26 protein-coding genes are annotated in these 24844 nt (G+C 65.8%); 14 read left to right on the top strand and 12 right to left on the bottom strand.

Translation table 11 applies throughout. The annotated features are described in order from the left end of the window. The first annotated feature begins 7 nt into the window (after nucleotides 1-7). Nucleotides 8-1411 (top strand): efflux transporter outer membrane subunit, encoded by a 1404-nt coding sequence (locus Q0L25_RS11030; RefSeq protein WP_296614190.1) that lies wholly within the window; start codon nucleotides 8-10, stop codon nucleotides 1409-1411. Nucleotides 1412-1462: 51 nt separating this feature from the next. On the opposite strand, the gene Q0L25_RS11025 is transcribed toward Q0L25_RS11030, so the two are convergent. From Q0L25_RS11025 to Q0L25_RS11010, 4 genes are all read right to left on the bottom strand, one after another. Then, nucleotides 1463-1768, bottom strand: a complete 306-nt coding sequence (locus Q0L25_RS11025; RefSeq protein ID WP_296614188.1) for a winged helix DNA-binding protein — start codon at nucleotides 1766-1768, stop codon at nucleotides 1463-1465. 47 nt (nucleotides 1769-1815) lie between these two features. Beyond that, on the bottom strand, nucleotides 1816-2181 hold the full coding sequence (locus Q0L25_RS11020) for a hypothetical protein (RefSeq protein WP_296614187.1): 366 nt from the start codon (nucleotides 2179-2181) through the stop codon (nucleotides 1816-1818). A gap of 129 nt (nucleotides 2182-2310) precedes the next feature. Beyond that, nucleotides 2311-2682 carry a hypothetical protein gene (locus tag Q0L25_RS11015; protein WP_296614185.1) on the bottom strand — a complete coding sequence of 124 codons (372 nt, stop codon included), beginning with the start codon at nucleotides 2680-2682 and terminating at the stop codon, nucleotides 2311-2313. 61 nt (nucleotides 2683-2743) lie between these two features. Next, on the bottom strand, nucleotides 2744-3178 hold the full coding sequence (locus tag Q0L25_RS11010) for a response regulator transcription factor (protein WP_296614183.1): 435 nt from the start codon (nucleotides 3176-3178) through the stop codon (nucleotides 2744-2746). A gap of 166 nt (nucleotides 3179-3344) precedes the next feature. Here Q0L25_RS11010 and Q0L25_RS11005 point away from each other — a divergent pair, with 166 nt between their 5' ends. From Q0L25_RS11005 to Q0L25_RS10985, 5 genes are read left to right on the top strand one after another with little or no spacing between them, the layout of a single operon-like run. Further along, nucleotides 3345-4628 (top strand): nucleotidyltransferase family protein, encoded by a 1284-nt coding sequence (locus Q0L25_RS11005; protein ID WP_296614181.1) that lies wholly within the window; start codon nucleotides 3345-3347, stop codon nucleotides 4626-4628. Nucleotides 4629-4650: 22 nt separating this feature from the next. Continuing rightward, on the top strand, nucleotides 4651-5136 hold the full coding sequence (locus Q0L25_RS11000) for a lasso peptide biosynthesis B2 protein (protein WP_296614180.1): 486 nt from the start codon (nucleotides 4651-4653) through the stop codon (nucleotides 5134-5136). Further along, a complete protein-coding gene (locus tag Q0L25_RS10995; RefSeq protein ID WP_296614178.1) occupies nucleotides 5120-5404 on the top strand; it encodes a PqqD family protein in 285 nt (94 codons plus the stop codon). The genes Q0L25_RS11000 and Q0L25_RS10995 overlap by 17 nt, the downstream gene beginning before the upstream one ends. Continuing rightward, nucleotides 5401-7296: an asparagine synthase-related protein gene (locus Q0L25_RS10990; RefSeq protein ID WP_296614176.1), complete on the top strand. Its 1896-nt coding sequence runs from the start codon at nucleotides 5401-5403 to the stop codon at nucleotides 7294-7296. Before Q0L25_RS10995 ends, Q0L25_RS10990 begins: the two co-directional genes overlap by 4 nt. A gap of 31 nt (nucleotides 7297-7327) precedes the next feature. Next, nucleotides 7328-7918 (top strand): 2OG-Fe(II) oxygenase, encoded by a 591-nt coding sequence (locus Q0L25_RS10985; protein ID WP_296614175.1) that lies wholly within the window; start codon nucleotides 7328-7330, stop codon nucleotides 7916-7918. On the opposite strand, the gene Q0L25_RS10980 is transcribed toward Q0L25_RS10985, so the two are convergent. Further along, nucleotides 7902-9791, bottom strand: a complete 1890-nt coding sequence (locus Q0L25_RS10980) for an acyltransferase family protein (RefSeq protein WP_296614172.1) — start codon at nucleotides 9789-9791, stop codon at nucleotides 7902-7904. The genes Q0L25_RS10985 and Q0L25_RS10980 overlap by 17 nt on opposite strands. Before the next feature lie 123 nt (nucleotides 9792-9914). On the opposite strand from Q0L25_RS10980, the gene Q0L25_RS10975 reads away from it, so the two are divergent. Beyond that, nucleotides 9915-10217, top strand: a complete 303-nt coding sequence (locus Q0L25_RS10975; protein ID WP_296614170.1) for a PqqD family peptide modification chaperone — start codon at nucleotides 9915-9917, stop codon at nucleotides 10215-10217. Here Q0L25_RS10975 and Q0L25_RS10970 read toward each other — a convergent pair. The 7 genes from Q0L25_RS10970 to Q0L25_RS10940 all read right to left on the bottom strand — a co-directional run bounded on the left by Q0L25_RS10970 (nucleotide 10214) and on the right by Q0L25_RS10940 (nucleotide 15608). Beyond that, nucleotides 10214-11053, bottom strand: coding sequence for a Stf0 family sulfotransferase (locus tag Q0L25_RS10970; protein WP_296614169.1), 840 nt, complete (start codon nucleotides 11051-11053; stop codon nucleotides 10214-10216). The two genes, Q0L25_RS10975 and Q0L25_RS10970, sit on opposite strands and share 4 nt — an antisense overlap. Continuing rightward, nucleotides 11022-11747 (bottom strand): hypothetical protein, encoded by a 726-nt coding sequence (locus Q0L25_RS10965; protein WP_296614167.1) that lies wholly within the window; start codon nucleotides 11745-11747, stop codon nucleotides 11022-11024. Before Q0L25_RS10965 ends, Q0L25_RS10970 begins: the two co-directional genes overlap by 32 nt. Nucleotides 11748-11991: 244 nt before the next feature. Beyond that, nucleotides 11992-12156: a hypothetical protein gene (locus tag Q0L25_RS10960; protein ID WP_296614166.1), complete on the bottom strand. Its 165-nt coding sequence runs from the start codon at nucleotides 12154-12156 to the stop codon at nucleotides 11992-11994. Nucleotides 12157-12210: 54 nt separating this feature from the next. After that, nucleotides 12211-13272, bottom strand: coding sequence for a 50S ribosomal protein L11 methyltransferase (locus Q0L25_RS10955; RefSeq protein ID WP_296614164.1), 1062 nt, complete (start codon nucleotides 13270-13272; stop codon nucleotides 12211-12213). A 113-nt stretch (nucleotides 13273-13385) separates the two neighbouring features. Next, a complete protein-coding gene (locus Q0L25_RS10950) occupies nucleotides 13386-14306 on the bottom strand; it encodes an NAD(P)/FAD-dependent oxidoreductase (RefSeq protein ID WP_296614162.1) in 921 nt (306 codons plus the stop codon). 45 nt (nucleotides 14307-14351) lie between these two features. After that, nucleotides 14352-14858 (bottom strand): hemerythrin domain-containing protein, encoded by a 507-nt coding sequence (locus Q0L25_RS10945; protein ID WP_296614161.1) that lies wholly within the window; start codon nucleotides 14856-14858, stop codon nucleotides 14352-14354. 129 nt (nucleotides 14859-14987) lie between these two features. Continuing rightward, the gene (locus Q0L25_RS10940; protein WP_296614159.1) at nucleotides 14988-15608 is read right to left on the bottom strand and encodes a TetR/AcrR family transcriptional regulator; all 621 of its coding nucleotides are present in this window, start codon (nucleotides 15606-15608) and stop codon (nucleotides 14988-14990) included. Between the two features lie 117 nt (nucleotides 15609-15725). Between Q0L25_RS10940 and Q0L25_RS10935 the strand changes: the two genes are divergently transcribed. The 7 genes from Q0L25_RS10935 (at nucleotide 15726) to nth (ending at nucleotide 24844) form a co-directional block, all read left to right on the top strand. Further along, nucleotides 15726-16868 (top strand): 3-oxoacyl-[acyl-carrier-protein] synthase III C-terminal domain-containing protein, encoded by a 1143-nt coding sequence (locus tag Q0L25_RS10935; protein WP_296614157.1) that lies wholly within the window; start codon nucleotides 15726-15728, stop codon nucleotides 16866-16868. After that, nucleotides 16865-17563: an iron-containing redox enzyme family protein gene (locus Q0L25_RS10930; protein ID WP_296614155.1), complete on the top strand. Its 699-nt coding sequence runs from the start codon at nucleotides 16865-16867 to the stop codon at nucleotides 17561-17563. The genes Q0L25_RS10935 and Q0L25_RS10930 overlap by 4 nt, the downstream gene beginning before the upstream one ends. Nucleotides 17564-17717: 154 nt before the next feature. Continuing rightward, nucleotides 17718-18581, top strand: coding sequence for a hypothetical protein (locus Q0L25_RS10925; protein WP_296614153.1), 864 nt, complete (start codon nucleotides 17718-17720; stop codon nucleotides 18579-18581). A 21-nt stretch (nucleotides 18582-18602) separates the two neighbouring features. Beyond that, nucleotides 18603-22004, top strand: a complete 3402-nt coding sequence (locus Q0L25_RS10920; RefSeq protein WP_296614151.1) for an acyl-[ACP]--phospholipid O-acyltransferase — start codon at nucleotides 18603-18605, stop codon at nucleotides 22002-22004. A 178-nt stretch (nucleotides 22005-22182) separates the two neighbouring features. Next, a complete protein-coding gene (locus tag Q0L25_RS10915; RefSeq protein WP_296614149.1) occupies nucleotides 22183-23457 on the top strand; it encodes a hypothetical protein in 1275 nt (424 codons plus the stop codon). Further along, nucleotides 23454-24182, top strand: coding sequence for a 4-hydroxy-tetrahydrodipicolinate reductase (gene dapB, locus Q0L25_RS10910; protein ID WP_296614147.1), 729 nt, complete (start codon nucleotides 23454-23456; stop codon nucleotides 24180-24182). The genes Q0L25_RS10915 and dapB overlap by 4 nt, the downstream gene beginning before the upstream one ends. Before the next feature lie 8 nt (nucleotides 24183-24190). Further along, nucleotides 24191-24844, top strand: a complete 654-nt coding sequence (nth, locus tag Q0L25_RS10905) for an endonuclease III (protein WP_296614146.1) — start codon at nucleotides 24191-24193, stop codon at nucleotides 24842-24844.

The raw sequence follows: 24844 nt of genomic DNA, 5'->3' as shown, positions 1-24844 counted from the left end.
CCCAGCCATGCATTCGCTTCGTCTGATCGCTCCGATGGTCTCCGCGCTGGCGCTCGCCGCATGCGCGGTGGGGCCGAACTATGTCGCGCCCGTCACCCCGCCGACTGCGGCCGGCCAGTTCGTCTCGGCCAATTCCCCGGCGCTCAGCAATGATCCCGCCGCGTCCAATTGGTGGCGGCTCTATCAGGATCCCGTCCTCGACGGGCTGATCGCCGACGCGCTCAAGTCGAATACCGACATCCGCGTCGCTGTGGCGAATCTGGAACGCGCGCGCGCCTCGCTACGCGGCGCGCGCAGCGAGCGGCTACCGTCGACCGGGCTCAATGCCGGCGCGACTTATGGCCGGCTGCCCGAAAGCCAGCGCGCGCCGGGCAGCCCGCGTGAGGATTGGTCGATCGATACCGGCCTGTCGGTCTCGTACGAGGTCGACCTGTTCGGTCGGGTCAAGCGAGGGATAGAGGCGGCGCGCGGCGACGAAGCGGCGGCCGCGGCCGATGCCGATGCGGTCCGCCTCGCGGTCGTCGCGGATACCACCCGCGCTTATGCTGACGCTGCGTCGGGCGCCGCGCGCCTCAAGGTCGCCAACCAGATCGTCGACCTGCTCGACAAATCGTTGCAGCTGACCGAGCGCCGGCACGAGGCCGGCCTCGCCACGCAGCTCGACGTGTCGCGCATCGCGACGCTCCGCCAGCAGCGCGCGGCCGACATCCCGGCGCTCGAAGCCGATCGCCAGGCCGCTCTGTTTCGCCTCGCGACGCTAACCGGCCGCTCGCCCGCCGACCTGCCGGCCGCGGCCGGCGAACGCGCCGTCGGTCTCGAGATCACTCAACCGATCCCGGTCGGCGATGGCGCTGCTTTGCTCAAGCGCCGCCCCGATGTGCTCGCCGCCGACCGCCGGCTGGCCGCCGATACCGCGCGAATCGGGGTCGCCACCGCCGATCTCTATCCGCATATCAGCCTGGGTGGGTCGATCGGGTCGACCGGCCCCAATATCGGCGACGTATTCGGCGGCGGGCCGCTGCGCTGGCTGCTCGGACCGCTGATCAACTGGGCCTTTCCCAATCAGGAAGGCGCGCGGGCCAAAATCGCGGCCGCTAAGGCCGACACCCAGGCATCGCTGGCGACTTTCGACGGCACGGTGCTGCGCGCGCTCGAGGAGACCGAGACCGCGCTCAACGCTTATGCGCGAGCGCTCGACCGCCGAACCGCGCTAAAGGCCGCGCGCGACGAAGCGGCACGCGCCGCCGCGATCACGCGTGCGCAGCAGCGCGAGGGCGCGGTCGATTCGCTCGCCTGGCTCGACGCCGAACGCACCTACGCAGAGACCGAGGCGGCGCTCGCCGAGCAGGATGCACGGATCGCCGACGCCCAGATCGACGTGTTCCGCGCCCTGGCGGGCGGCTGGTCGTAACGTCGCTTTTCAGCTTGGCTGAAACGGTACCGGCCCGCTCTGAGGGCGTGATCAGTCGATCCGCCCTGCCAGGGCAGCCTTCAGCGCATCGAATTCCGCCTGCAGGCAACCGCCGACGAAGTCCAAGCCTTTAGGCGTCAGCCCGACCAACGTGCGGCGCGCATCCTCCGGATCCGGCAGCCGGGTGACATACCCCGCTTCCATCAGGAAGATGACGTGACGCAGCGCGGTCGAATGCGGGGCCGAGCTGGCAAGACAGGCATCGCCGGTCGGCACCGCTCGCCGCTCGAACGCGGAGATGAACAAGTCGAGCAGGATACTCCATTGCGCACTGACCAGGCGGAGTTCCGACGCCACCTTCGTTCGTCGTCCCGCCGTCTTGAGCAGGAACTTGGCGTAGGCGACTAGACCGGAATCGACACCGGCAGACCGCCCGATTTCTCCTGCTCCCGGCGCAGCCGATGGGCGGAGATCACTCCGATCAGCAGGCTCACCAGCAGCGGCAGTGCCCAATAGGGTTGCGTGCTGACGTAGAGTTCCTTGGGAAAGGCTGGATTCATGATTGCGGGAAAGTGCGCGAGACACCCTCCCAATTGAGATGCTGCTGTCCATAGCGGCCAGAACCTTGTGCTTTGGCGCGCGATGACGACGAGGACGACCAGGAATATGACGTCGACGACGATCACGCCCCAATTTGGTCCATGCCAATGGTGTCCGAACAGGCCGGCGGAGATCGAGGCGACGGCGGCGATCATGTAAGAAGTTGCCACCCGTCGCTCGGTCGCGCCGCCTCGAAACCATGCGAATACGCATAGGCTCGGAAACGCAATGACGTAGACGACAAGACCGATATAGAGATAGAGTTGCATAGGATTTGATCCCTATAGCGGTCGACGAATTTACGCAGCCCTCGCCCTGCGGCGTGCCCCCACCAGTTTGTCGGTCCCACAACCGACATCGGATCCATCCAGGCCCAGCGCATCGCGCGTGATGGCCAGACGCTGATGGCATTTGATGGTGTCCTCGCGTGCCTCGAAAAGGCGCGCGAGCGAATGTGCAGCCAACACCGCGGCGTCGTGGCCGACCTCGATCGATGCGCCTATTTCCATACGGCCACGGACGATCGAGCCAATGAGGTCGGTTTGCGCGATGATCGCGCTGTCGATTCCGTTTTCGGCCGGCAGCAGCGCGCGCAGTATTTTTCGTGCGATCGCCAAGTCAGTTGTCGGAATGCCGGCAAGGCTACTGGTTTGGATTGATGCAACGGACATGATTCCCCCTCTGCCGAACCAGCCGGTCCGGCCAATCAAAAATCGACTGTTGGATGTGCGCCTAGAGGCGTTCGATGAGCATGCGGATGGCGAGCATGTACAGAGACACCGCCGTCACCATCAGCGAAGCCGCGATTAAAATCGCGACGATTGTTCCGGGATAGCTCAGGTCATTGGTCGGCCTTTCTCGTGTCGGGAACGGCCAGGGCAGCCGTCCGAGCCACGAGGAAGGCGCGTGAGAAACCTCATTCTCAACGCCGGAAATTGCCGATGAGGAAAAACCCCCTATTGCAGCGCCGCTGCTCATCAGCGCGCGAACCGCGGTATCGCGATCCGTGTAGCCAAGCTTTCGCACCGCGTTGGCGATATACGCGTCGACCGTCTTGGGGGAGAGATGCAGGTCGCTCGCGATGTCCTTGGTGCGCTTGTGTTGCGCGACGCCCTTCAAACATTCGATCTCCCGGGGGGTCAACGAAGAGAAGCGCGAATCATCCATAACGCCAAGCTAGCCCAATGCTGAACCATTTTGGACCGTTTAGTATTTCTTGCGCATCAAGAAAATCGACGGGCTTCCCCATCCCGGAAGGGTCGCCCACGGCACATGGCGGATTCGCCTTTGCGCGGCGGTGCCTGATTGATAGACCATATCAGGGGGTACGAACTTGGCGATCGATCGGCACGATATTCCGAAGCGCTTCTGCGGATCGGCCGACACACTTCGATTGCTGTTGCTCGACTTGATTTCCGACGGCCGCGACGTTCCGCCCGAGCGTGTGGCGACACTGGATGCCACCGCATGGCGAGCGATGCTCGACATGGTGCGTCAGCACAGGTTAGGCGCTTTGCTGCATTGGCAGTTCGAACATCGTCACGCCGCGCTGCCTATTCCCGACTCGGTACGTGTGGAAGTGCACGAGGCTTGGCGAATATCGACCAAGCGGATGCTGGGCATGTGTTATGAACTGTCCGCGATGAGCAGGCTGCTCGACGCGGCGGGAATCCGTTCGGTCGCGCTCAAAGGTCCATTTCTCGCCTATCACGCTTATCCCCAGCCCGCGCTGCGCCCGATGCGCGATCTCGACATTCTGGTTCCTGAAGATCGGCTGGTGGATGCCTGGCATGCTCTCATCGCGGCTGGGGCGCAGCCGGCGCTGGGTGGCGACGGCGACCTTCATGTCCGCCATGCGCTCGAGGCCGATGAGCACCACCTGCCTGCCCTGCTCACTCCGAGCGGCTTTTCCAAGCTGGAACTGCACCGTGGCATTCAGAGCGCGGCAAGTGCGATGGATCGGGACCGCAACACGTTGCTGCTGGATGGCGTGTGGGCGAATGCCCGCGAGCATTCGATCGGCACGACGTCGATCGCTTTCCCCGCGGCCACCGATATGCTGCTCCACCTAATCATGCATGCAGCCTACGACCATCTGCTCAACAATGGGCCGCTGGTGCTTGCCGACATTGCCTTTCTGCTGCGCGGACATGCGGTCGATTGGGATCGTTTCTGGCAGATTACCGAGGAATTGCAGTCGATGCGTGGGGTGGTGCTCGTGCTCGACCTCGCCGCTGATTACTGGCGCGACCTGCCAATCGCATGGACACCGGCGGCAGCCGATTTGCGGACGAGGATCGAGGGCGTTCGCGAGTCAGCGGCGTTGCTGCTGTTGCAGGACCGCGAACTCACGCCCGACATCTGGCGCAAGCGGGGAACGGGCCAATCGCGCAGCGCCATCGGTCGGGTCGTCCGCCGCCTGTTCCTGTCCCGCGCCGAAATGGCGCTGCTCTTCCCCGGCGCGGCGCGATCGCCGTTTCTGCTGCTCTGCCATCCGTTGCGATGGTGGCAGCTTGCTACTCGCCGCATTCCCCAGGCGCGGCGTGCGAGTCGCCGCGCCGATTTTCGCCGCCAGGCGGAGATCGACACCCGCGTGTCGCGCTGGCTCAAGGTATGACCCGGACCGCGCCTCGCACCCGATGACTGGCAAGCCGCCTAAACTGGTCCGTTTCGCGCGACTGGGACCCGCGCGCCTCGTCTTGCTCGCCGAAGCCGTGGCTGCGCTGGCCATGGCGCGACTGATCGTCGCGACCAGATCGCCGGGGCGGCTGGTTCTACGGCTGGGCGTGCCGCAGGAGTGCGGCGACGACCACCGTTCCGTCGCCGACGCCCGCGCGCGCGACATAGCCTGGTCGGTGCGCTGCGCCGCCGCCAACGTCCCGTTTCGCGCACTGTGTTTCGAACAGGCGCTGGCCATCCGCACGCTCCTCGATCGACGCGCGATTCCCGCCACCGTCCATTACGGCGTCGCGCCCCAGGCCGGCGACAGCGACGGGCTGCGCGCCCATGTCTGGACCGAGGCGGCGGGCGAGCCGCTGACCGGTTATCCGCTACGCCCCGCTTTCCGCGAGATCGCTCGTTTCGTTTCCGCGCGCCTGAAGGACAAAGATGCCGTCATCGGTTGAGGATCAACGTTTCGCCCCGGCGACGACCTTGAGTTGGAACGATGCGGGCGACGAACTGACCCTGTTCGATAGCGCAGGCGACCGCTATTTCGCGCTTAACGGAGCGGCGGCCGCGATCTGGCGTGAACTCGCCAGCGGAAAGACCGTGGCTGAAGCGAGCGAGGCGCTGACGGCACGTTTCGACGCCCCGCGCGCCGCAATCGCCAAGGACGTCGCCGACTTCGTCCGCGGGGCGTTCGATCGCCGATTGCTGATCGCTCTGTCATGAGCGCGATCGGGGGGATTATCGATTGGCGTGGTGGTGTCGATTCGGCCACGCTGGGTGCGATGGCGGCGGCCGCCCCCGGTTTTTTCGGCGCCAACGGCTCGTCGCGCAATGACGGGCATGCCGGCTTGGTGCGCGTCGCGCTCGCCACCACACCGCAAGCCGTGGGCGAGGTTCAGCCCTGGCACGACGCAGAATCGGCGCGAACGATCTGCTTCGACGGGCGCGTCGACAATCGCGACGAGCTCCGCGCATTGATTGGTAGCGGCGCACCGCCGGCCGACGCTCCCGATTGCGCGATCGTACTCGCCGCTTGGCAGCGGTTCGGCGAAGGCCTGCTCGACCGGTTGGTCGGCGACTTTGCCTTCGCGGTCTGGGACGCGCGCACGCGGCAGCTGAGCTGCGCTCGCTCGCCGATCGGCTGGCGGCCGTTCCTCTGGGCTGCCACCGCCGGCGGTATCGCCTTCGCCACCGAGCCTGCCATGCTGATCCGCGGCGCGGGCATCTCCCGCGCGATCGACGAAGGAACAATCGGCGAGCACCTATCGGCGCGGTTCGTTACTGAAACCGACACGTTGTGGAAGCACGTCAAGCGGCTGCCGCCCGGCCATCTGCTGGTGGCCGATGCCGGCGATATTCGCACGCGACGCTGGCTCGAAGGCCCTTTCGAGGATTTTTCCCGTCTCTCCGACAGCGAGCATATCGAGCGTTTCTGCGAGCTGTTCGATCAGGCACTGATCGCGACTGCGCGCAGCGCTGGTCCGGTCGCCGCCCATTTGTCGGGCGGGCTCGATTCGTCGAGCGTGGTCTGCCGCAGCCACGACCTCGTCGACGCCGGCCGGCTCGCCGCCATGCCGCGAACGGTGTCGGCACGCTTCCCCGGCGAGCCCTGTGACGAGGGACGTTGGATCGAGGCGGTCGAAGCGCAATGCGGAATCCGATCGCAGACGGTGACCGGCGCACGCTACGACTGGTCCCGGGCGGCGAATTGGTCGGCCGATACCTTGCACTTGCCGCTGCGTCCCAATACCGCGGCAACGATCATGGCGTCGTGCGACTGGCTGCACGCCAATCACCTATCGGTGCTGCTGACCGGCGAGGGCGGGGACGACTGGCTGACGGGGGGCTTCGCCTATTTTCCCGACCTGTTGCGCGCGGGACGACTGCCGAGCCTGGTGCGCGACGGGCTGTCGGCAGGTTTCGGGACCGGTTTCGCGCAACGGCTGCGCTGGACGCTCTCCTCGGCGATCGGCCCGATCGTCTCGTCACGACGCCGCGCGCGGGTGCTGCGCCCGCATCTCGACTTCACGCTCGCGGCACCCGACTGGATCGCGCCCGATTGGGCACAGCGGATCGGGTTGGTCGATCGCTGGCGCGAGGCTCCACGACCGCCCGCATTCGCGCGCATGGCGCACGAACAACGTTACGCGGTCTATTCGCTCGCCCGGCGCCACATGAATACGGACAATGTCCTGGGTTACGCCGCGAGCAAGGGCGTCGAGCTGCGTCACCCGTTCCATGATTTCCGGCTGACCCGGTTCGCAATGGGCGCGAGCGGCGGGATGCTGCGCCGCCACGGCGTGCGCAAGTTCCTGCTGCGCGAAGCGATGCGGGGGAGCCTCCCCGAAATGGTGCGGCAGCGCACCGATAAGGCAGACATGTCGGCGCCAGTCTATGATGCGGTCGCCGATCGGCTGCGCGAACGGCCGATCGCCGACCTAGCGCCGGTCCGCAACGGCTGGATCGACGCCGGACGTCTCGCCGCGATCGAGGCCGAGCACGCCGCGTGGCGTGCAAAGGGCGCGACCGGCCTCCCGCCGCTCAGCCCGTACAGCGTCGTCTGGAACACCGTCGCCCTCGACCTGTGGCTCGATCATGCCGCCGGTCTCACCTGAGCCGCCGCCCTCGCTCGTTGCGGCGGTGCGCGTGGGTGCCGTCGCCACTACGGTCGATGCGGGGCAGCTTGATCATGCCCGCGCACAGTTCGCCGCGCACCATGCGTTGCAGCTCGACGACGCTTTCGACCCCGGCTTGCTCGCCAGCCTCATGAATCTGTGCCGGACGACGAAATTCGAGACGGAACAGGTCGGTACGATCGGCTGGCGCACGATCGAGGCGACCGATCAGGTCGGCCGCGCGCTACGCTTCATCCTCGAACGCGACGCGTTCCTGCGCTGGGTGGAAGCAGTCAGCGGGTGCGGCGGGCTGAACAACGTTTCCGGCGTGCTGGCGGAAATGCTGCCGGGGAGCGACCATGTGCTTGGCTGGCACGACGACTGCAACGACCCGGCACGCCGGCTCGCGCTGATCGTCCATCTGAGCGACGCGCCCTTCGCCGGCGGACGGTTTGAGCTCGGCCGCAAGGATGGCGAGGGGCCGACCTGGACCGCCGGCTATCTGGCGCCGGGATCGATGCTGCTGTTCCGCGTCGACCCGGCATTGCGCCATCGCGTCACCGCGGTCGAGGGAGGCCGGGTGCGACGAGTCTTCGCCGGCTGGATCAACGTCGCGGGATGATCGGAACGAGGGTCGGCGCGAGCACGGCCGAGCCGTCCAGCGTCAGATGCGAGCGGTTGCGGAAGAGCAGTCTGCCGCCCATCACCGTCACGCACCGTCGCTCGGGACACAGCGCATCGCGCGGTGTCCAGACGGTCACGCCGGGATTGGCGGCGGCGATGCGGCGCAGGACGGCGTCGTTTGCCGCCAGCTGAGTATCGACGGCCTCTCGCGAGACAGCGCAATCGCGCGGCGATCGTCGCGCCGCGCAGGTCAGGTAGTTGGGCGGCTGCAGCGGCAGGTCCTGCGCCAGCACGATATCGAGCCCCGCGGCGCGGAGGCTTGCCGCGACGCGGGCCAGCCGTGCTTCCCAGTCGCGCCCGTCCATCCCCCAATCGCCCGCAAGCAGCACGGTACGGAGCGCCGACGTGCGTTTAAGCGCGGCGACCCCCGAGAGCACCGACGCGTTAAAGGTGGCGCAAGCGCTGGCGGAGGGACCGGCCTGCGCTTCGCCGTCGCGCCCGCCGGCGTTGCACGCCCCCATCGTGCGGATCACGACATGCGCGCCGGCTGGCCGCGCCGCACGCTCGAGGCCGAGCGCCAAATGCGCGGCATGCGAATCGCCCCATAGCAGGATACCGGGGCCGGACATGGAGGCGCCCCGCACGCAGCGCTCCTCCACTTCCGGGGCACCGCAAAAAGCGAAGCCGCGCGCCGCGCCGCCACGCGCGGCGAGATATTGCGCGGTGATCGACCCCGGCGCCGCCGGCACGCCCGCCACCTCCCAGATTCCCGCGGCCAGCAGGCCGCACGCCCCCAGCGCCGCCGCGCCGGTCGCCAACGCCTTGCGCGGCGTCGCCGAGCAGAATCGCCCTTCGCGAAACGGCCGCTCGATCCATTGATAGGACAATGCCGCGACCAGCAAAGCGGCCAACGCGATCACGGCATCCCGTGCGAGATCGACCTCCCAGACCTGGTGCGCGAGCGCGAGGAGCGGCCAATGCCAGAGATACCAGCCGTAGGACAGCTTCCCGAGCCCGACCGCCGATCGGGCGCCGAGCCATCGTTCGACCGGCCCAGCCTGCTGCGAGGGCACGACCAGACAGGCCGCCCCCGCAACCGGCAGCAAGGCATGATAGGACGTATAGGGCAGGTTATCGCTTATGAGCGCGCCCGCCACCGCGATCGCGGCCAGGCCGGCCAGACGCACTGCCGTCGCGCCGCGCGGCGGCAGCGCCGGAACGAAGGCAAGCAGCGCCCCGACCCCGAGCTGCCACGCACGGCCCGGCAGTAGCAGGAAGCCGAGGTTTCCGGCCCATGCCACGCCGATCGCGAACGAGGCGAGCGTCCCAGCGGTTATCGCCAGGAGCATCAGGCGCCGGGATCGCCAACCGCGACGTCTGGCGACGGCGGCGAGGATCGCCAGCGCGACCGGCCAGAGCAGATAGAATTGTTCCTCGACCGACAAGGTCCAGAGGTGGAGCAGCGGCACCAGATAGCTCTGCTCGGCGAAATAGCCCTGATGGACGTGCAGGAGTTGGAAATTGGCCGAGAAAAGCAGCGCAGCCAATGCAGACAGGGCGAGCTGGCGCTGCTGATCCGGCAGCAGCAGCACCGCGCCGATCACCAGGACCACCGCGATCATCGTCACCAACGCCGGCAACAGCCGCCGCGCGCGTCGCGCATAAAAGGCGGCAAAATCGATCCGCCCGGTATCGCGCTGTTCGGCGAGCAGCAGGGAGGTGATCAGATAGCCGGAGATCACGAAGAAGACATCGACCCCGACAAATCCTCCTGAAAGCCAGGGCAGGCCGAGATGATACCCCATCACCAACAGGATCGCGATCGCGCGACAACCGTCGATGTCGGGGCGATAGGATAGAGCTGACGGCATCAGCGATGCGAAGACATCAAGGCGCGCGCCCAGGCCGCGAATGCCGCGCGCGGCGATCCGTTTCCGTTCACCGGTCTATCAACGCCTCTTGCCAGCGCCAATGTTTTCCGGGAACCAGTCGGCATGAACAACGCATCAACGATCGGCGACACCACTTTGTTGAGCCGTCCCGCCAATCTCGTCGCCTCGGAGATCGATGGCGAGATGGTGATCCTGAGCATCGAGAGTGGGCACTTCTTCCAGCTCAACGATGTCGGTTCGCGCATCTGGGAAGCACTCGAGACACCGATAACGATGGCGGATCTGTCCCGTGCGATGATGGACCGGTTCGACGTCGATGAGGAAACCTGCCGCAGCGACGTGGCCGAGTTCGTCGGGCTGCTGACGCAAAATGGGTTGGCCGTCGCTAAGGACCAAACGCGCTAATCACGGGCCGTGCGCGCGGCGTGATCGCGCAGGAACCGCAGCACCATCGCCTCCCCGACCCGGTCGGATTGCCGTTTCATCCGTTGCGGCGGCGCGGAGTTCGGTCTGCCAAGGGCAGCGAGGAGCTCGCCGACCGTTCCGGCATAGTCGCGCGCCAGATCTTCATAGGCGATGCGATACGGCTCGGCACCGATCGCGCGAAAATAGCGCGCCCAATGGTCTGCCGAACTTTGGCCGAATGAGATCAGGCCGAGAATGCGATCATAATCGTATTCGGCCGGCGCGCGCGCCTCTCTGGGTCCGACACCCGGGATCGACCGCCACAGCCCGGTCTGTGACGCGATCAGCGCCGACACCGCTTGGCGCACGACGTCGCGCCGTTCGAGCAACACGAAGGTCGGCACCGGCAGGATTTCGGCCAGCATCGCGTGGTAATCGCGATATAATGCGTCACCGGCGTCATCCGGCGACACGCTGCGTGGCGGCGGAAAACGGTGCGGCGCTCGCTCATGGGCGATTTCCTCAACGTCCTGCCAGAACAATTTGATCGAGAGGACGCCCGACGGATCCGTGCGCCGCCGGTGCATCGCTGTGACATAGGAGTCTAGATCCGGCGCGGACCAGCGGTCGGCCAGCGCCGGGCGAAAGCCGCGGTGGAGATATTCGAGCGGACACCCCAGATCGCCGGCGAAATGGATCGCCTCGCCCAACAGCGTGCTGCCCGAGCGCGGATGGCTGCAGATCAGCAGCGACCGGCGCGGCGGGCCGTGCCAGGCCGCGAAGTCGTTGGCGCTCAGCGACAGGTCATAGGTAGGCTTCGGCTTGTTCTCTGGCATGGTCCTGGATCGCCGTAATGGCCTCGATCGTCGGCGGAAGCGCGGCATAGATGCGCGGATAGGTAAAAGTGTAACAGGGAATCCGGCGCACCAATCGACCGATCGAATCGAGCATGCGCGTGTTCTCATCCTTGTCGGCGGGATCGAAGCGGACCATCTGCGACGCAGCCATCACCATCGCCGTGGGGCCCGAAATCGGGCGCCATTCGATGGCATGGCACGACGTATCGAACGACAGGAACACCATCGCTCCGACCGGTACGGTGCCCGGGCGCGCGCGATGCGGCGGTGCGTACCAATATTTGCCGTCATATCCCTCGATGGCGCGGCAGTTCGTGTCGGGCAGGGCGAGCCCCACGCGGGACGCTTCCCACAGCGAAACGCCCGGGGCGCTCTGCCAGACCCGTGAATCTTCGACACCGGTCAGCACCGTCATGTCGTCGCTCATGATATCCCAGCCCGTCGCTGCCATCGCCGCGGTCAGCGTCGACTTTCCCGCGCCCGAGGCGCCGAACAGCAACACCGCGTCATCGCTCTGCGCCAACGCTGCCGCGTGAATCGGTAGGCGGCGATGGAGCGAGGTCAGCCGCGGCAGAACGCGGCGTGACAGAATTTCTCGGAGAAGCGGGATAGCACCTGAGTCGCGATATCGGCAATCGAGCGTGGTGCCGGCGGCATCGCAGACGATCGCCAAATCGTCGCCACAACGAATAACCCAGCCGGTGCCGGCATCGCCTTCGAGGATTAGCCCAAATCGCCCCTGCCAAGCGTACCTGACCGATTGCGGGGGCGGCATCGCCCCGAAGGTCAAGCTGATCGTTACGTCAACGGTGGCCGGCGACGCGATCGACGAGCGACGAAGGCCATACAAGTCCAGCGGAGAGCTGATCAGCAATCCGCAGAAATCATACTCTATACTCGACACTCGCGCGCAATATTCAGGTCAGGTTGCTGATCCCGTCGCCGATACGATACGAAATGCCTCGTGCCACGGTGATGGGCTTGAAATCGGTGATCTCCGGCTTGCCCCATTTCGGCTTGGCCGTCGAAGTCGCCTCTGCCCCCTCTTGGACCCCGGCCCCCTTAGAAGTGATGTCTTTCATCTTATTCTCCTGTCCAGGCGCGGTTTCTACCGAAGAATGCCGTTATTGAGAAGACTACAATGAAGCGTCCGCCCAAATTCTCAAAGAGACCCTGTCATGGTGCCCGAAGATATTGACCTTCTTGCCTTCATCCAAATTGAGTACCCCGGGCAGTGGATGAAAAAGCGCTGCCCAACATGATTCCCTCCCCGGCTGGGGCGTGTTTTCGTAATCGCCATGGTCGTCCATCTTGAGCGATATCCACTGGACTATCCCGTTGACCGGCCCGCCGGCCGCGACGAGTTCCGCCTTGCCGTGCTGCCAGGAATAGGGTCCGCCAGTGCGGAAATCGAATGCGAACAGCCCGGAGGGTGCGCTGGCGAGCGACAGCGCGGGACTGCCCACCGGGACCTGATAATAGGGAGTCGCCAGCCGATCGAACGGCGACAGGTCGAATCCATTCACCGTTCCCATCCGCCGCGTCGCCAGCCGCGCGTCGAGTGCCAGGGCGACCTTCACCTCTCCTGCCGCCGGGATGATCGCCGCGCCCGGCCCGACCAGCCGCGCCATTACGTCCTCGAGCGCCGGCAACGCGTCCTCGGTGACCATGTCGTTGCTGACAATCTCCGACACCATCACGTCGGCGGGGCCGCCGATATCGTCGACAGTCACATCGCCGGAATGTTTGGCGATCACCGTCACGCGGTCGGCCAGCCCGTTATGTGCGATCACCTTGCGCGCGGCGAGCGCCACGGCGGGCTCCATTTCGCAGGTATAGACATGCGCCGCGCCGGCCCGCGCCGCCATCATTGCCAGCAGGCCGGAGCCCGCACCGATTTCGAGCACGCGGCTGGCCGGGGTGATCGCGCGTTTCAGCGCCGCTTCGTAGGCGTCGTTGCGCGGCTGGTCGCGCACGATCCCGAAATGCCAGGCGGGCACCCCGGTGCTGAGCACGTCACCGGCGAGCGACCGAACTTCGGGGTCGTGCGGCGCGAGCGACCAGGCGCGGTCAGCGAGATCGAGCGCCTCGGCTCGTTTCCCGGCCGTCCGCAACAAGCGCGCGAGAGTCGCCAGCGCGATGGGATTGTCGCCCGATTTGGCGACCAGCGCCTCCAGGCCCGGAACAGGATCGAACATCGCGACGGTTTGCGAGATGGCCGCAGCGGACGCAAGTCGTGCGCACCATCCGTCTTACCCGCCGCGAGATTAGTGGAAGATCTGCCGCGGCCGCATTCCCACGCCGTGAGCCGCTATCGGCTCGGGGCGTTGCGCAGCAGCGCGTGCTCGCTCGCGAGGTCGTTGCGGATCGTGGTCGCGGCGACGCCACCCTCGCCCATTGCATGGCTGATCTGGTCGAGCCCCTTGACCACGTCTCCCGCCGCATAGAGGCGCGCGATGTTGGTGCGCTGATGCGCGTCGACGATCAGGCAGCCTTCGTCCGATCGCGCGGCGCCTATATCGATGGCTAGCGCCGAATTGATATCCGAACCCAGCGCCGGGTATAGACTGTCGAAGCGCAGGTCGCCTTCCACGGTGCGCAATCGGATCTGGTCGCCATCGATCGCGAAAGCGTCAGCGGGACCGTCGACCATGGCGATCCCGCTTTTCGCCAGGAGCGCGCGCTGTTCGGGCGAAAGGTCGTGCTGTCCGCCTGGCGCGATCAACGTCACATCGGCCGTATAACCGCGCAGGAATATCGCTTCGCGCGTCCCGTGGCCGCCGGTACCAAGCACGGCTACCCGACGATCGGTGACTTCATAGCCGTCGCAGATCGGGCAATAGCGCAGCAGCCCGAGCGCTAATGCAGTTGCATGCAGATCGTCGGGCATTGGCGGACGGCGGTTGACCACCCCAGTTGCCAGCAAAACGCTCCGCGTGGCGACCACCTCGTCACCGACCGAGACGTGAAGACCGCTGGCAGCTACCTTCAGCCCGTCGACCTCGGCGCGCACCAATTCCGCTCCGTATCGCCGGGCTTGCATCCGCATGCGGTCGACCAGTTCCACCCCGGCGATGCCGTCGGGAAACCCGGCATGATTCCGCGTCATCGGAATCGTCGCCGCGCGACTGTTGCCGGCATCGATCACGCGCACGTCGAGATGAAAGCGCGCCAGATAGATTGCGGCGGTCAGCCCTGCCGGACCGCCGCCCACCACTACGCAATCAAGCATGGTGGCGCGCCGGCCCGGTACGTGGCGAGTGGACGGGCGCGGCCGTCAGACGGTCGCCTCGGTCAGTGTCGTGGTTTCCGGCTTGGTGAGCCCATTCGTCTTATAATTGGCGATCAGCTCTTCCTTGCGCGCGCGCAATTGATCGCCGAGCGCATCCATATCCAATCCGGCGTGACGCGCCTGGCTGAACATGCCCTCCATGCGCTTTTCTTCCTCTTCGACATGGTGCTCGATCTGCTCCGACAGCACCTTGACCTTGGCATCGTAGAAGTCGTCGCTCGGCGCGCCGGCTTCGATCTCGGCGATCAGCACCTTGGCGCCGTCATGTTCGACATAGGCTTCCTTGAGCAGGTCTTCCTCAACCTTGCCCTCGCAGGCCGGATAGAAGATCTCTTCCTCGATCTGGGCATGAACGGTCAGCTCGAGACAGATCTCGAGCGCGATCTTCTGTTTGCGGCCCTCGCCGCTCGCTTTCTCGAATTGTTCGAACAGATCCTCGACTTTGCGGTGATCGGCTTTCAGCAGCGCGATCGCGTCCTGTTTCTCGGCCATGTCGTTCCTCCTGGATTTTCTTCTTCAACCGCGACGGGGTCGAGTTCGTTCCCGGAAGTCTTTTGTTGCGAGTCGTTTGCACCCTGCACCGGCATCGAGTGGACTCGCGGGCTGGCTTTGTAAGCTCGATCAGGCTGGATCGGGCGCGCTTGGCATTGCCGCTCCCGCCGCCGCCAGTGTCTCCCGCACGCGCGCCAAAGCCGCGCCGTGCGGGTCCTGTTCGCCGAGCAGCGCGAACGTGCCGTTGAGCGCGAACACGCAATGGCCGTGCACCGTCGCCAGCAATGATCGCGCGAGCGCCGCGGCGCGGTCGCGGCGGTCGTCGGGCAGCACGGCGGCGATCTCCCCACGCAGGATGTCGGTCAGCACGCCGCGTTGGCGCGCATAGCGTTCGGGGAATGGCACACCGACCGGCAGGCGGTGATCGTAGATCGCCATCCACAGATTGCGGTTGCTCAGCGCGAAATCGAAATAGGATGCGACCAGCACCGCGATGCGATCCGCGCCCGCGCTTTCGAGCGATCTCGCAACCGTCTCCGCCCAGACCAGAAAGGTGCGGCCGTTGATTGCCAGCATCAGGTCGTCGAGGCTTTCGAACACATTGTAAATCGTGCCGACCGAATAGCCGATCCGCTTCGCCACTTCGCGCGCCGAGAAGCGCTGATAGCCGACTTCGGCGAGCAAAGTGTGGCCCGCGCCGACGATCAGCTGCTCCAGTTCGCCCCGCGTATGATCCGACCGCCGTCCCATCAGCCTTGCCTAGATACGAAATTGAGCACTGTCTAATATTTTTATTGAACACTGCTCAATTCAATGGCACGTCAGTTCCGCCCGCCGACTCGACGGGCGTCGAATGGAGTTGTCCGAATGCAACCCGTTTACGTGACTGCGACCGCGCAATGCCTTCCCGGCGCGGCCGTTACCAACGACCGGATGGCCGATTATATCGGCCGCCTGTCGCCCGAGGCCGAACGGTTCGGCCGGCTGACCCTGCGCCAGAACGGCATCCGATCGCGCCATTACGCGATCCGCCCCGACGGCGGCAGCGACTGGACCGTGGCCAAGCTCGCCGGCGCCGCCGTGCGCGATTTGATCGCGAATGCCGAGATCGACCCCGCCGCGATCGGCTTCCTGGCCAGCGCGACGACGCAGAACGACCTGATGGTCCCCGGTCTGGCCAGCGGCGTGCATGCCGAGTCCGGCTTGCCGCCGATCGAACTCGCAAGTCTGCAAAGCGTCTGCGCGAGTTCGATGATGGCATTGAAGGCGGCGGCGCTGCAGGTCGCGGCGGGCGAACATCGCGCCGCGATCGCGGTCGGGGCCGAATTCTCGAGCCGCTATTTCCGGCCCGGCCATTATCGCGACACCGCGACGATCAAACCCGACGGCACACTCCCCGGCGATTCCGAATTCCTGCGCTGGACGCTGAGCGATGGAGCGGCGGCCCTGCTGATCGAGGATCGCCCGGCCGCGCACGGCCTGTCGCTGCGCATCGACTGGGTCTCATTGCGATCCTTCGCCGATCGCTTCGTCCCATGCATGACCGGCGGCGGCGCGCGCCAGCCCGACGGCTCGCTCAAGCCATGGAGCTTGCACGCGTGCGCCGCGGATGCCGCCGCGGCAGGCGCGTTTCAGCTGCGCCAGGATGTCGATGCGCTCTATCGCATGCTGCCGGTCTGGCTAGGCGAGTTCATGCGGCTGGTCGATGCCGGCCGTATCGATCCGGGGGCGGTCGACTGGTTCCTGTGCCATTTCTCCGCACATTCGCTGCGCGAGGAGATGGCACGGCTGGCCGAGCGCGCCGGGTGCATGATTCCCGACGAGCGCTGGTTCACCAACATCTATGACAAGGGCAATGTCGGCGCCGCCGCCATCTTCCTGTTGCTCGACGATCTGATGCGGTCGGGCCAGCTCAAGCCCGGCCAGCGCATCCTCTGCGCCGTGCCCGAAAGCGGCCAGTGCATCATGGCCTACGCCGCAATGACCGTTGTCGACGGAGATCCGCAATGAACGCGACTATCGCAATGACCACAGACAATCGTGCCTTGATCGAGGCCGCGCATCGCGGGCTCGCCCAGACCTGGATCGAGTTCGAAAGCGCGCTGGCGCAAGTACCGGTGGTCGCGCGCCTGCTCGCCGGCAAGCTCCGGCTCGAGGATTATCGCCGCTTGCTGTTCAATCTGCGCCAGCAAGTGGTGGAGGGCAGCCGCTGGATCAGCCGCGCGGCGTCGAACCTGGGTCCCGATCACGAGGAATTGCGCTCGCTGTTCGTGCGCCATGCGGTGGCCGAGCATCGCGACTATCGTCTGATCGAGGACAATTACGTCGCAGCCGGCGGTAAGGTGGACGACATTCGCGCCGGTCGCATGAACATCGGGTCGGAAGCGCTGTCGGCGTTCATGTATCACGCCGCCTCGCGCCCCGACCCGGTTGGGCTGCTCGGCGCGATGTATATCATTGAGGGACTGGGCGAACGTCTGGCCGGCCCCTGGTCGCAGGCGATCCGCGAACAGCTCGATCTTGGCGACGAAGCGGTAAGCTTCCTGGCCTATCACGGCGCCAATGATGGGGATCATCTCGACATGTTCGACCGCGCGCTGGCGCTCGCCATCGCCGATCGCGCGACTGCGGACGAGATCGTCCGCCACGCGCGGATCGTCGCACGGCTCTATCGCCTCCAGCTCGAGGAGATCGACCATGGCTGATAGTCCTTCTGACTCCCCTCCCTCCCAGGGAGGGGTAGGGGGTGGGTGCGCGGCGCAGCCGCGCGACCGGGGCTCGCAACAGGGTCGCCAGCCGGGGCATCGAGCCCCGTCTGACGAAAACCCACCCCTGACCCCTCCCTGGGAGGGAGGGGAATTGAAGGGCCACGATCCCCGCGATCCCGACCCATGGCTGGCGCTGATGCTCGACCGCTCGCTGCCGCTGGCGGACGAGGCCAAGGCCGCGTTGATCCGCGACCAGCAATCGCGCAGCCGCCAGTTCCTGCTGCCATTGGTGCGGCCGCTGGCGCGGACGATGATCGTTTTCGCGCAACTGATCCACACGATCAGCCCGCGCTGGCCCAACGCTCCACGACTGCTCCACCGTTCGATCGCGTTCGGTATGCGGCATTTCCTGACGCCCGACGCCAACCGGCTTATACTGAGACATTTCCATCTCGGCGCGCAGATCCTGCGGTTCATTTCGGACAATGCGACGCCGGGTTATCATCCCGATCTCACGCCGATGCGGCCGCGCACGATCGCCGCGGTGAAGGACAATCTGTTCCTCCACCACGACCTCAACATCTACAATTTCCTGATCGACCTGAACCGCGAGCTCGACCGGCGCGGCACGGCGATCGGCCGCGTCGCCGATCTCGATTTCTCGGCGATCGAGGAGGAGATCGCGCTCGACCCGCTGCCTACCAACTGGCTCAACGTGATCGACCTGCAAACCGCCATCGAACTCTACACGCCCGCTTACGCGATGCTGCTCAGCGATCGCGATTTCTGGCGCGCGTCGAATTCGCTACAATTGGACGAGACGATCGGGCTTTATGCCGCGCGTCTGACGGGGGAGGAAAAGCATCTGGCGATGATCAACAACCGGCACCCGTTGGTGCCGTTCTCGACGCTGCGCGCGGGCTTCCGCCTGATGCTCCACGGTCTGTCGACCGAGGTGCTGCACGGCTTCCTGCGCGAGATGAAATCGCGCCATGCCGCCGCGGCGGCCGCCTGATCCCTTCCGGAGAGATCCACTATGTCCGCACCTGATTTCTCGCTGCTCGCGAAGCGCCGCTTCGGGCCGATGTTCGTCGTCCAGTTCATCGGCGCGTTCAACGACAACGCGCTCAAATATGCGATGCTCTTCCTCGTCACCTTCACGCTCTACAAGGGCGACGAGAATGGCGCGGCGTCGCTCGCGGCGCTTGCCACCGGCCTGTTCATCCTGCCCTATTTCCTGTTCTCGGCGCTAGCCGGGCAGATCGCCGACGGTTGGGATAAAGCCAAATTGATGCGGATCGTGAAGGCGGCCGAGATCGTCTTCATGGCAATGGGCTTGGCCGGGCTCGCGCTGCAATCGGTGCCGCTGCTGCTGACCGTGCTGTTCCTGATGGGCTGTCATTCGACCATCTTCGGCCCGGTCAAATATTCGATCCTGCCGCAGCATCTCAGCCCCGACGAAATTATGGGCGGTACCGGTATGATCGAGGCGGGCACGTTCCTGGCGATCCTGGCAGGCCAGTTGATGCCCAACTTCATTCCGCCGTGGGAAGCCGGGCTGGTCGCGACCGGGATGGCCGTACTCGGCTTCCTCTCCAGCCTGGCCATCCCGCCCGCGCCGCCGCCGCCGGGTGTGGTGCCGGTCGACCGCAACGTGTTCAGGAGCACGTGGCAAGTATTGAAGAGCGCGCGTGATGGGCGCGATGCCTGGCTGTGCATCCTGGGGATCAGCTGGTTCTTCGCGGTCGGTGCGGTGCTGCTGAACGACTTCGCACCGCTGGTCACGAACCGCCTCGGCGCGGGCAAACCTGTTGTGACCCTCTTCCTGCTGGTCTTTTCGATCTCGATCGCGATCGGCTCGCTGGCGGTCAACCGCCTGCTCAAGGGCAGGGTGTCGGCACGCTACGTACCCCTCGCCGCGCTATTGATGGCAGGATTCATGATCGACTTGTGGCCGGCGACGCGCGGTTTCGTCGTAACCGCGCCCGGCGCCGATATCGCCCGTTTCGTGGCCGCGCCGGGCAGCTGGCGCATCCTGATCGACCTCGCCGGCCTAGCCTTCGCCGGCGGCATGTTCATTGTGCCGCTCTACGCCTTGCTCCAGACCAACAGTCCGGTGGCCGAGCGATCGCGGATCATCGCCGCCAACAATATCGTCAACTCGCTGGTCATCGTGCTGGTGATGGCGGTGGTGATCGGCATGGCTCAGTTGCTGGATGCCTCCATCTCCGCGGTGATCGCGACGATGGGCTTCTCCACCCTGATCGTCGCGCTCGTCAGCTGCTGGCTGCTGCCCGAGACCGTCATCAAACGGCTGATCCGCACGTTGCTGGAGATCGCCTATCGCGTCGAGGTCCATGGCAAGGAGAACATGCCGCGGCCCGGCGAGCGCGCCGTCGTCGTGGTCAACCACGTCTCCTGGCTCGACGGCCTGCTGCTCGCCGTGTTCCTGCCGGGCAAGCCGGTGTTCGCGGTGCACAGCGCGGTAGTGGCGAGCTGGTGGATCAAGCCCGCGCTCAAGCTGTTCCGCGCCTTTCCGGTCGATCCGACCAATCCGATGTCGACCAAGGCGATGGTCAAGGCGGTGAAGGAAGGAAACACCCTCGTGATCTTCCCCGAGGGGCGGATCACCGTCACCGGCGCGCTGATGAAGGTGTTCGACGGCCCTGGCATGGTCGCCGACAAGGCCGACGCGCCGATCATTCCCGTCAGGATCGACGGCGCCCAATATTCGACCTTCTCCAAATTGCGCGGCAAGGTCCGGCTCAAGACCTTTCCCAAGATCACGCTCACCGTCCTCCCGCCGCGCCGGTTCGAGATCAAGGGCGAGATGACCGCGCGCGCCCGTCGCGCGATCGCCGGGCGCCGTCTCTATGATGAGATGAGCAATATGATCTTCGCAACGTCGGAGACCGACAGCACGCTGTTCCAGGCATTGCTGGACGCGAAGGACGTGAACGGCGGCCACGCGCCGATCGTCGAGGACATCAAGCGCGAGCCTTTGACTTACAAGAAGCTGGTGGTCGGCAGCATGGCGCTTGGCCGCGCGTTCGATCCGCTGACGCGGAAAGGCGAAGCGGTCGGCGTGCTGCTGCCCAATGTCGCCGGGGTGGTCGCGACCTTCTTCGCGCTGCAGCGGATCGGGCGCGTGCCGGCGATGCTCAATTACACTGCCGGGCTCACCAACCTGAAGGCGGCGTGCCAAGCGGCGGAAGTGAAGACGATCATCACCGCGCGTGCCTTCATCGCGCAGGGCAAGCTCGAGCCGATCGTGGCGGGACTGGAGGCGGACGGTCGTACTTTCCTCTACCTCGAGGGTGTGGCGAAGAGCCTCGGCGCGGTCGCCAAGCTGCGCGCGCTGATCGCCTCGCGCTGGGCCGGTCGTCTCCATCGCCGCCATCGCGTCTCGCCCGACGACGCGGCGGTGATCCTGTTCACCAGTGGGTCGGAAGGGCTGCCCAAAGGCGTTGTGCTCACGCACCGCAACCTGCTGTCCAACTGTCAGCAATTGTCGGCGCGGATCGACTTCAATTCGTCCGACCTCGTGCTCAACGCCTTGCCGGTATTCCACAGCTTCGGGCTGACCGGCGGTACCTTGCTGCCGATCCTGAGCGGGATCCGGACATTGCTCTACCCCAATCCGCTGCATTACCGGATCGTGCCGGCGCTGGCCTATGACGCCAATGCGACGATCCTGTTCGGCACCGACACCTTCCTGGCCGGTTATGCGCGGATGGGCCACAGTTACGACTTCTATTCGGTCCGCTACGTCTTCGCCGGCGCCGAGCGCGTGCGCGACGAGACGCGCAAGGTGTGGGCCGGGAAATTCGGCGTGCGCATCTTCGAAGGCTATGGCGCGACCGAGGCGGCGCCGGTGATCGCGGTCAACACGCCCATGCACTTCAAGGCGGGCAGCGTTGGGCGGTTGTTGCCGGGGATCGAGGCCAAGGTCGAACCGGTCGAGGGTATCTGGGAAGGCGGCAAATTGTCGATCCGCGGGCCCAACATCATGGCCGGATACATGAAGGCCGATCAGCCGGGAGCGCTGCAACCTCCGGAAGAAGGCTGGCACGATACTGGCGACATCGTGACGATCGATGAAATGGGCTTCATCACCATCCGCGGCCGCGCCAAACGCTTCGCCAAGATCGGCGGGGAGATGGTCTCGCTGCCGGCGGTGGAGGGCTATGCGAGCGCGGTGTGGCCCGATGCCGACCACGCCGTCGCGACGAGGGCCGATCCGCGCAAGGGTGAGCAGCTCGTGCTGTTCACCACGGCCAAGGGCGCGAAAGCGGCCGACTTGCAGACCTGGGGCAAGGCCAATGGCATCGCCGAGCTGGCGATCCCGCGCGACATCCGGGTGGTCGACGCCCTACCGGTGCTGGGAACGGGCAAGCTCGATTACGTCACGATGGGGGCGATAGCGGCGGGGGGCTAGTCCACTCCATATCGAGAGAAGAGAAGTGGGATGCGGCCTCCCCTTCCCAATCGTTATCCCGACCGGTGCCGGGGTGACGATGGGAGGCAGGCGCTGGACAAGAGGCTCGTGGTTCGGGAAGTGAGGCGCGTTGGATCCCGGGACAAGCTTGGGATGACGGAGTAAGAGTGGCGGTCGCATGCGTATCTTTCTGACCGGCCTGCTGCTTCTCCTCGCGTTCGCCCCCCGCTTGGCGACGGCACAGGCAGTCGAAACCCCGGCCGAAGCCCAGGCCCGCGACGCCGCCGAATATGCCAGGCTGTTCGCCGTCCCCCAGGACGAAGCCGTCCGCCGCCTCGCCGCGCTCGACGCCAGCATTCCGGTGACCGACGCGATCGAGGCCAAATATCGCGACCGGATCGCCGGCATCTCGATCCAGCACCGCCCGGAGCTGCGCATCATCGTCTATCTGACCGGCGACGATCCGGTGCCGGGCGAGACGATCAATGCCGGCGGCATGACCCTGCCGATCACCTTCCGTACCGGCGCGCTCGCCTCACGCGACAAGGTGATCTGGGCAGTGACCTGGCACCAGGCGCAGATCCGCGCGATGTTCCCGCGCCCTCCCGCCATGGGGCTCGATCCGCGCACCGGCGAGTTGGTTGTGCTGATCACCAGCGGCGAGGCGAAGAGCGGCGTCGAGCAATGGCGCGAGAAGGTCGAGGCGGTCGCCGGCGTACCCGTCAGCATCCGCGTGGTCGACCAGGTCGACGTCAATCTCGGCGGCCCGCCGGTCGGCGGCGCGCGGCTCGAGGGGAACAATCCCGACGACGGCAAGCGTTACCTCTGCACCAGCGGCTTCGTCGTTACCGATGGAACGCGCTACGGCGTTGCCACTGCGGCGCATTGCCTCGACCAGATGAGTTTCATCGCGCCCGACCATAGCGAGGTGCCGCTGAGCTTCGTCGGGCAATGGGGATGGGGCTATCACGACGTCCAGATCGGGACGGTGCCGGAACCGCTCGCTGGCCTGTTCTACGCCGACACAGCGAAGATGATCGAGCGGCCAGTCACGGGGATGCGAACGCGCGACCAGACGCGCGCGGGCGACTTCGTCTGCCATCGCGGCGAGCGCACGGGCTATAGCTGCGCGGTGGTCGAGCTGACCGATTTCGCGCCGGCGGGCGATCTGTGCGGTGGAGCGTGCCTGCCGACCTGGGTCACGGTATCAGGACCGACCTGCAAGGGCGGTGACAGTGGCTCGCCGGTATTTTCGGGAACGACGGCGCTCGGCATCCTCAAAGGCGCGACCTATCGACCCGACGGTAGCTGCGCCTTCTATTTCTACATGTCGGTCGATTACCTGCCCCAGCCCTGGTCGCTGGTATTGGGCACGGCACCCGTACTGCCCGGGATTCAAGCCCCCTTACCCCCTGTCGCGCCGACGGAGATTGGTGCAAAGGGGGCGCCATGACCGCGATAGGCATTTTGGGGAGCGAGGGCCGGATGGGCCGCGCGATCGCCGCGATCGCCGCCGATTTCGGCGCGACCGTGGCGGGTGGCGTCGATGCCGATGGCGATGCGCTGGTCTTGGCGAAAAGCGCAGACGTACTGGTCGACTTCACCGCGCCTTCGGCACTCGAAGCCAATTTGGCGGCGGCATGCGAAGCGGGGACGCCGATCGTCGTCGGGACCACCGGCTTGGGCCAGGCACATCACGACCTGATCGACAATGCCGCGGCACGGATCGCGGTACTGCAGACCAGCACCACCTCGCTCGGCGTCACCTTGCTCGCGCGGATCGTGGCGGATGCCGCGGCACGGCTGGGGCCTGAATGGGATATCGAGATCGTCGAGGCGCATCACCGCCACAAGGTCGACGCGCCGTCGGGCACCGCCTTGCTGTTGGGCGATGCCGCGGCCGACGGACGCGGCGCCAAGCTCGCCGACCTCAAGGTCGTCGACCGCGCCGGGCTTACCGGCGCCCGCAGCGAAGGCACGATCGGCTTCTCGTCGATCCGCGGCGGATCGATCGCCGGCGACCACCAGGTCATCTTCGCCGGACCGGGAGAACGGCTCGAGTTGATCCACCGCGCCGAGAGCCGCGAGATGTTCGCGCGCGGCGCGGTGCGCGCGGCCATGTGGCTCGCCGGCCAGCCGGCCGGGCGCTACACGATGCCCGAAGTCCTCGGGCTCTGAGGCGCGCAATGAACAAGGCCGACGTGGTCGAGTTCTTCAGCCGCCTCGCCGCAGACAACCCCCATCCGGAAACCGAGCTCGAATCGGGCAATCCCTATCAATTGCTTGTAGCGGTCGTGCTGTCGGCCCAGGCGACCGATGTCGGCGTCAACAAGGCGACGCGTAAGCTGTTCCAGGAGGTGCATACTCCGGAGCAGATGGTGCGGCTGGGCGAGGAGAAGCTCAAGGAGCACATCAAGACGATCGGCCTGTTCAACACCAAGGCTAAGAACGTCATCGCCTTGTCCGAGCAGTTGATCGCCGAGCATGGCGGCGAAGTTCCGAACGATCGCGACGAACTCGAGAAGCTGCCGGGCGTAGGACGCAAGACCGCCAATGTCGTGATGAACGTGGCATTTGGCGCCGAGACCTTCGCGGTCGACACCCACATCTTTCGCGTCGGCAACCGCACCGGGCTGGCGCGCGGCAAGACGCCGCTTGCGGTCGAGCTCAAGCTCGAAAAGGTCGTGCCGCAACCGTTCCGGCTGCATGCTCATCACTGGTTAATCCTGCATGGCCGATATGTATGCAAGGCGCGCACGCCCGAATGCTGGCGTTGCGTCGTTGCCGATCTTTGTGCGTTCAAGCCCAAGACGCCGGCGCCCAAATCGCGCGCCGCCTGA

This window comes from Sphingomonas sp., assembly GCF_024508665.1.
Lineage (GTDB): Bacteria > Pseudomonadota > Alphaproteobacteria > Sphingomonadales > Sphingomonadaceae > Sphingomonas.
This window is presented reverse-complemented; position numbering and strand designations above follow the sequence as displayed.

Bases quoted from the DNA above. Each gene is read 5' to 3' on its own strand.
- Q0L25_RS11030 (WP_296614190.1), top strand. From the start codon at position 8: ATGCATTCGCTTCGTCTGATCGCTCCGATGGTCTCCGCGCTGGCGCTC.
- Q0L25_RS11015 (WP_296614185.1), bottom strand. From the start codon at position 2,682: ATGTCCGTTGCATCAATCCAAACCAGTAGCCTTGCCGGCATTCCGACA.
- Q0L25_RS11010 (WP_296614183.1), bottom strand. From the start codon at position 3,178: ATGGATGATTCGCGCTTCTCTTCGTTGACCCCCCGGGAGATCGAATGT.
- Q0L25_RS11000 (WP_296614180.1), top strand. From the start codon at position 4,651: ATGACTGGCAAGCCGCCTAAACTGGTCCGTTTCGCGCGACTGGGACCC.
- Q0L25_RS10995 (WP_296614178.1), top strand. From the start codon at position 5,120: ATGCCGTCATCGGTTGAGGATCAACGTTTCGCCCCGGCGACGACCTTG.
- Q0L25_RS10990 (WP_296614176.1), top strand. From the start codon at position 5,401: ATGAGCGCGATCGGGGGGATTATCGATTGGCGTGGTGGTGTCGATTCG.
- Q0L25_RS10980 (WP_296614172.1), bottom strand. From the start codon at position 9,791: ATGCCGTCAGCTCTATCCTATCGCCCCGACATCGACGGTTGTCGCGCG.
- Q0L25_RS10975 (WP_296614170.1), top strand. From the start codon at position 9,915: ATGAACAACGCATCAACGATCGGCGACACCACTTTGTTGAGCCGTCCC.
- Q0L25_RS10970 (WP_296614169.1), bottom strand. From the start codon at position 11,053: ATGCCAGAGAACAAGCCGAAGCCTACCTATGACCTGTCGCTGAGCGCC.
- Q0L25_RS10960 (WP_296614166.1), bottom strand. From the start codon at position 12,156: ATGAAAGACATCACTTCTAAGGGGGCCGGGGTCCAAGAGGGGGCAGAG.
- Q0L25_RS10955 (WP_296614164.1), bottom strand. From the start codon at position 13,272: ATGTTCGATCCTGTTCCGGGCCTGGAGGCGCTGGTCGCCAAATCGGGC.
- Q0L25_RS10950 (WP_296614162.1), bottom strand. From the start codon at position 14,306: ATGCTTGATTGCGTAGTGGTGGGCGGCGGTCCGGCAGGGCTGACCGCC.
- Q0L25_RS10945 (WP_296614161.1), bottom strand. From the start codon at position 14,858: ATGGCCGAGAAACAGGACGCGATCGCGCTGCTGAAAGCCGATCACCGC.
- Q0L25_RS10940 (WP_296614159.1), bottom strand. From the start codon at position 15,608: ATGGGACGGCGGTCGGATCATACGCGGGGCGAACTGGAGCAGCTGATC.
- Q0L25_RS10935 (WP_296614157.1), top strand. From the start codon at position 15,726: ATGCAACCCGTTTACGTGACTGCGACCGCGCAATGCCTTCCCGGCGCG.
- Q0L25_RS10930 (WP_296614155.1), top strand. From the start codon at position 16,865: ATGAACGCGACTATCGCAATGACCACAGACAATCGTGCCTTGATCGAG.
- Q0L25_RS10920 (WP_296614151.1), top strand. From the start codon at position 18,603: ATGTCCGCACCTGATTTCTCGCTGCTCGCGAAGCGCCGCTTCGGGCCG.
- Q0L25_RS10915 (WP_296614149.1), top strand. From the start codon at position 22,183: ATGCGTATCTTTCTGACCGGCCTGCTGCTTCTCCTCGCGTTCGCCCCC.
- dapB (WP_296614147.1), top strand. From the start codon at position 23,454: ATGACCGCGATAGGCATTTTGGGGAGCGAGGGCCGGATGGGCCGCGCG.
- nth (WP_296614146.1), top strand. From the start codon at position 24,191: ATGAACAAGGCCGACGTGGTCGAGTTCTTCAGCCGCCTCGCCGCAGAC.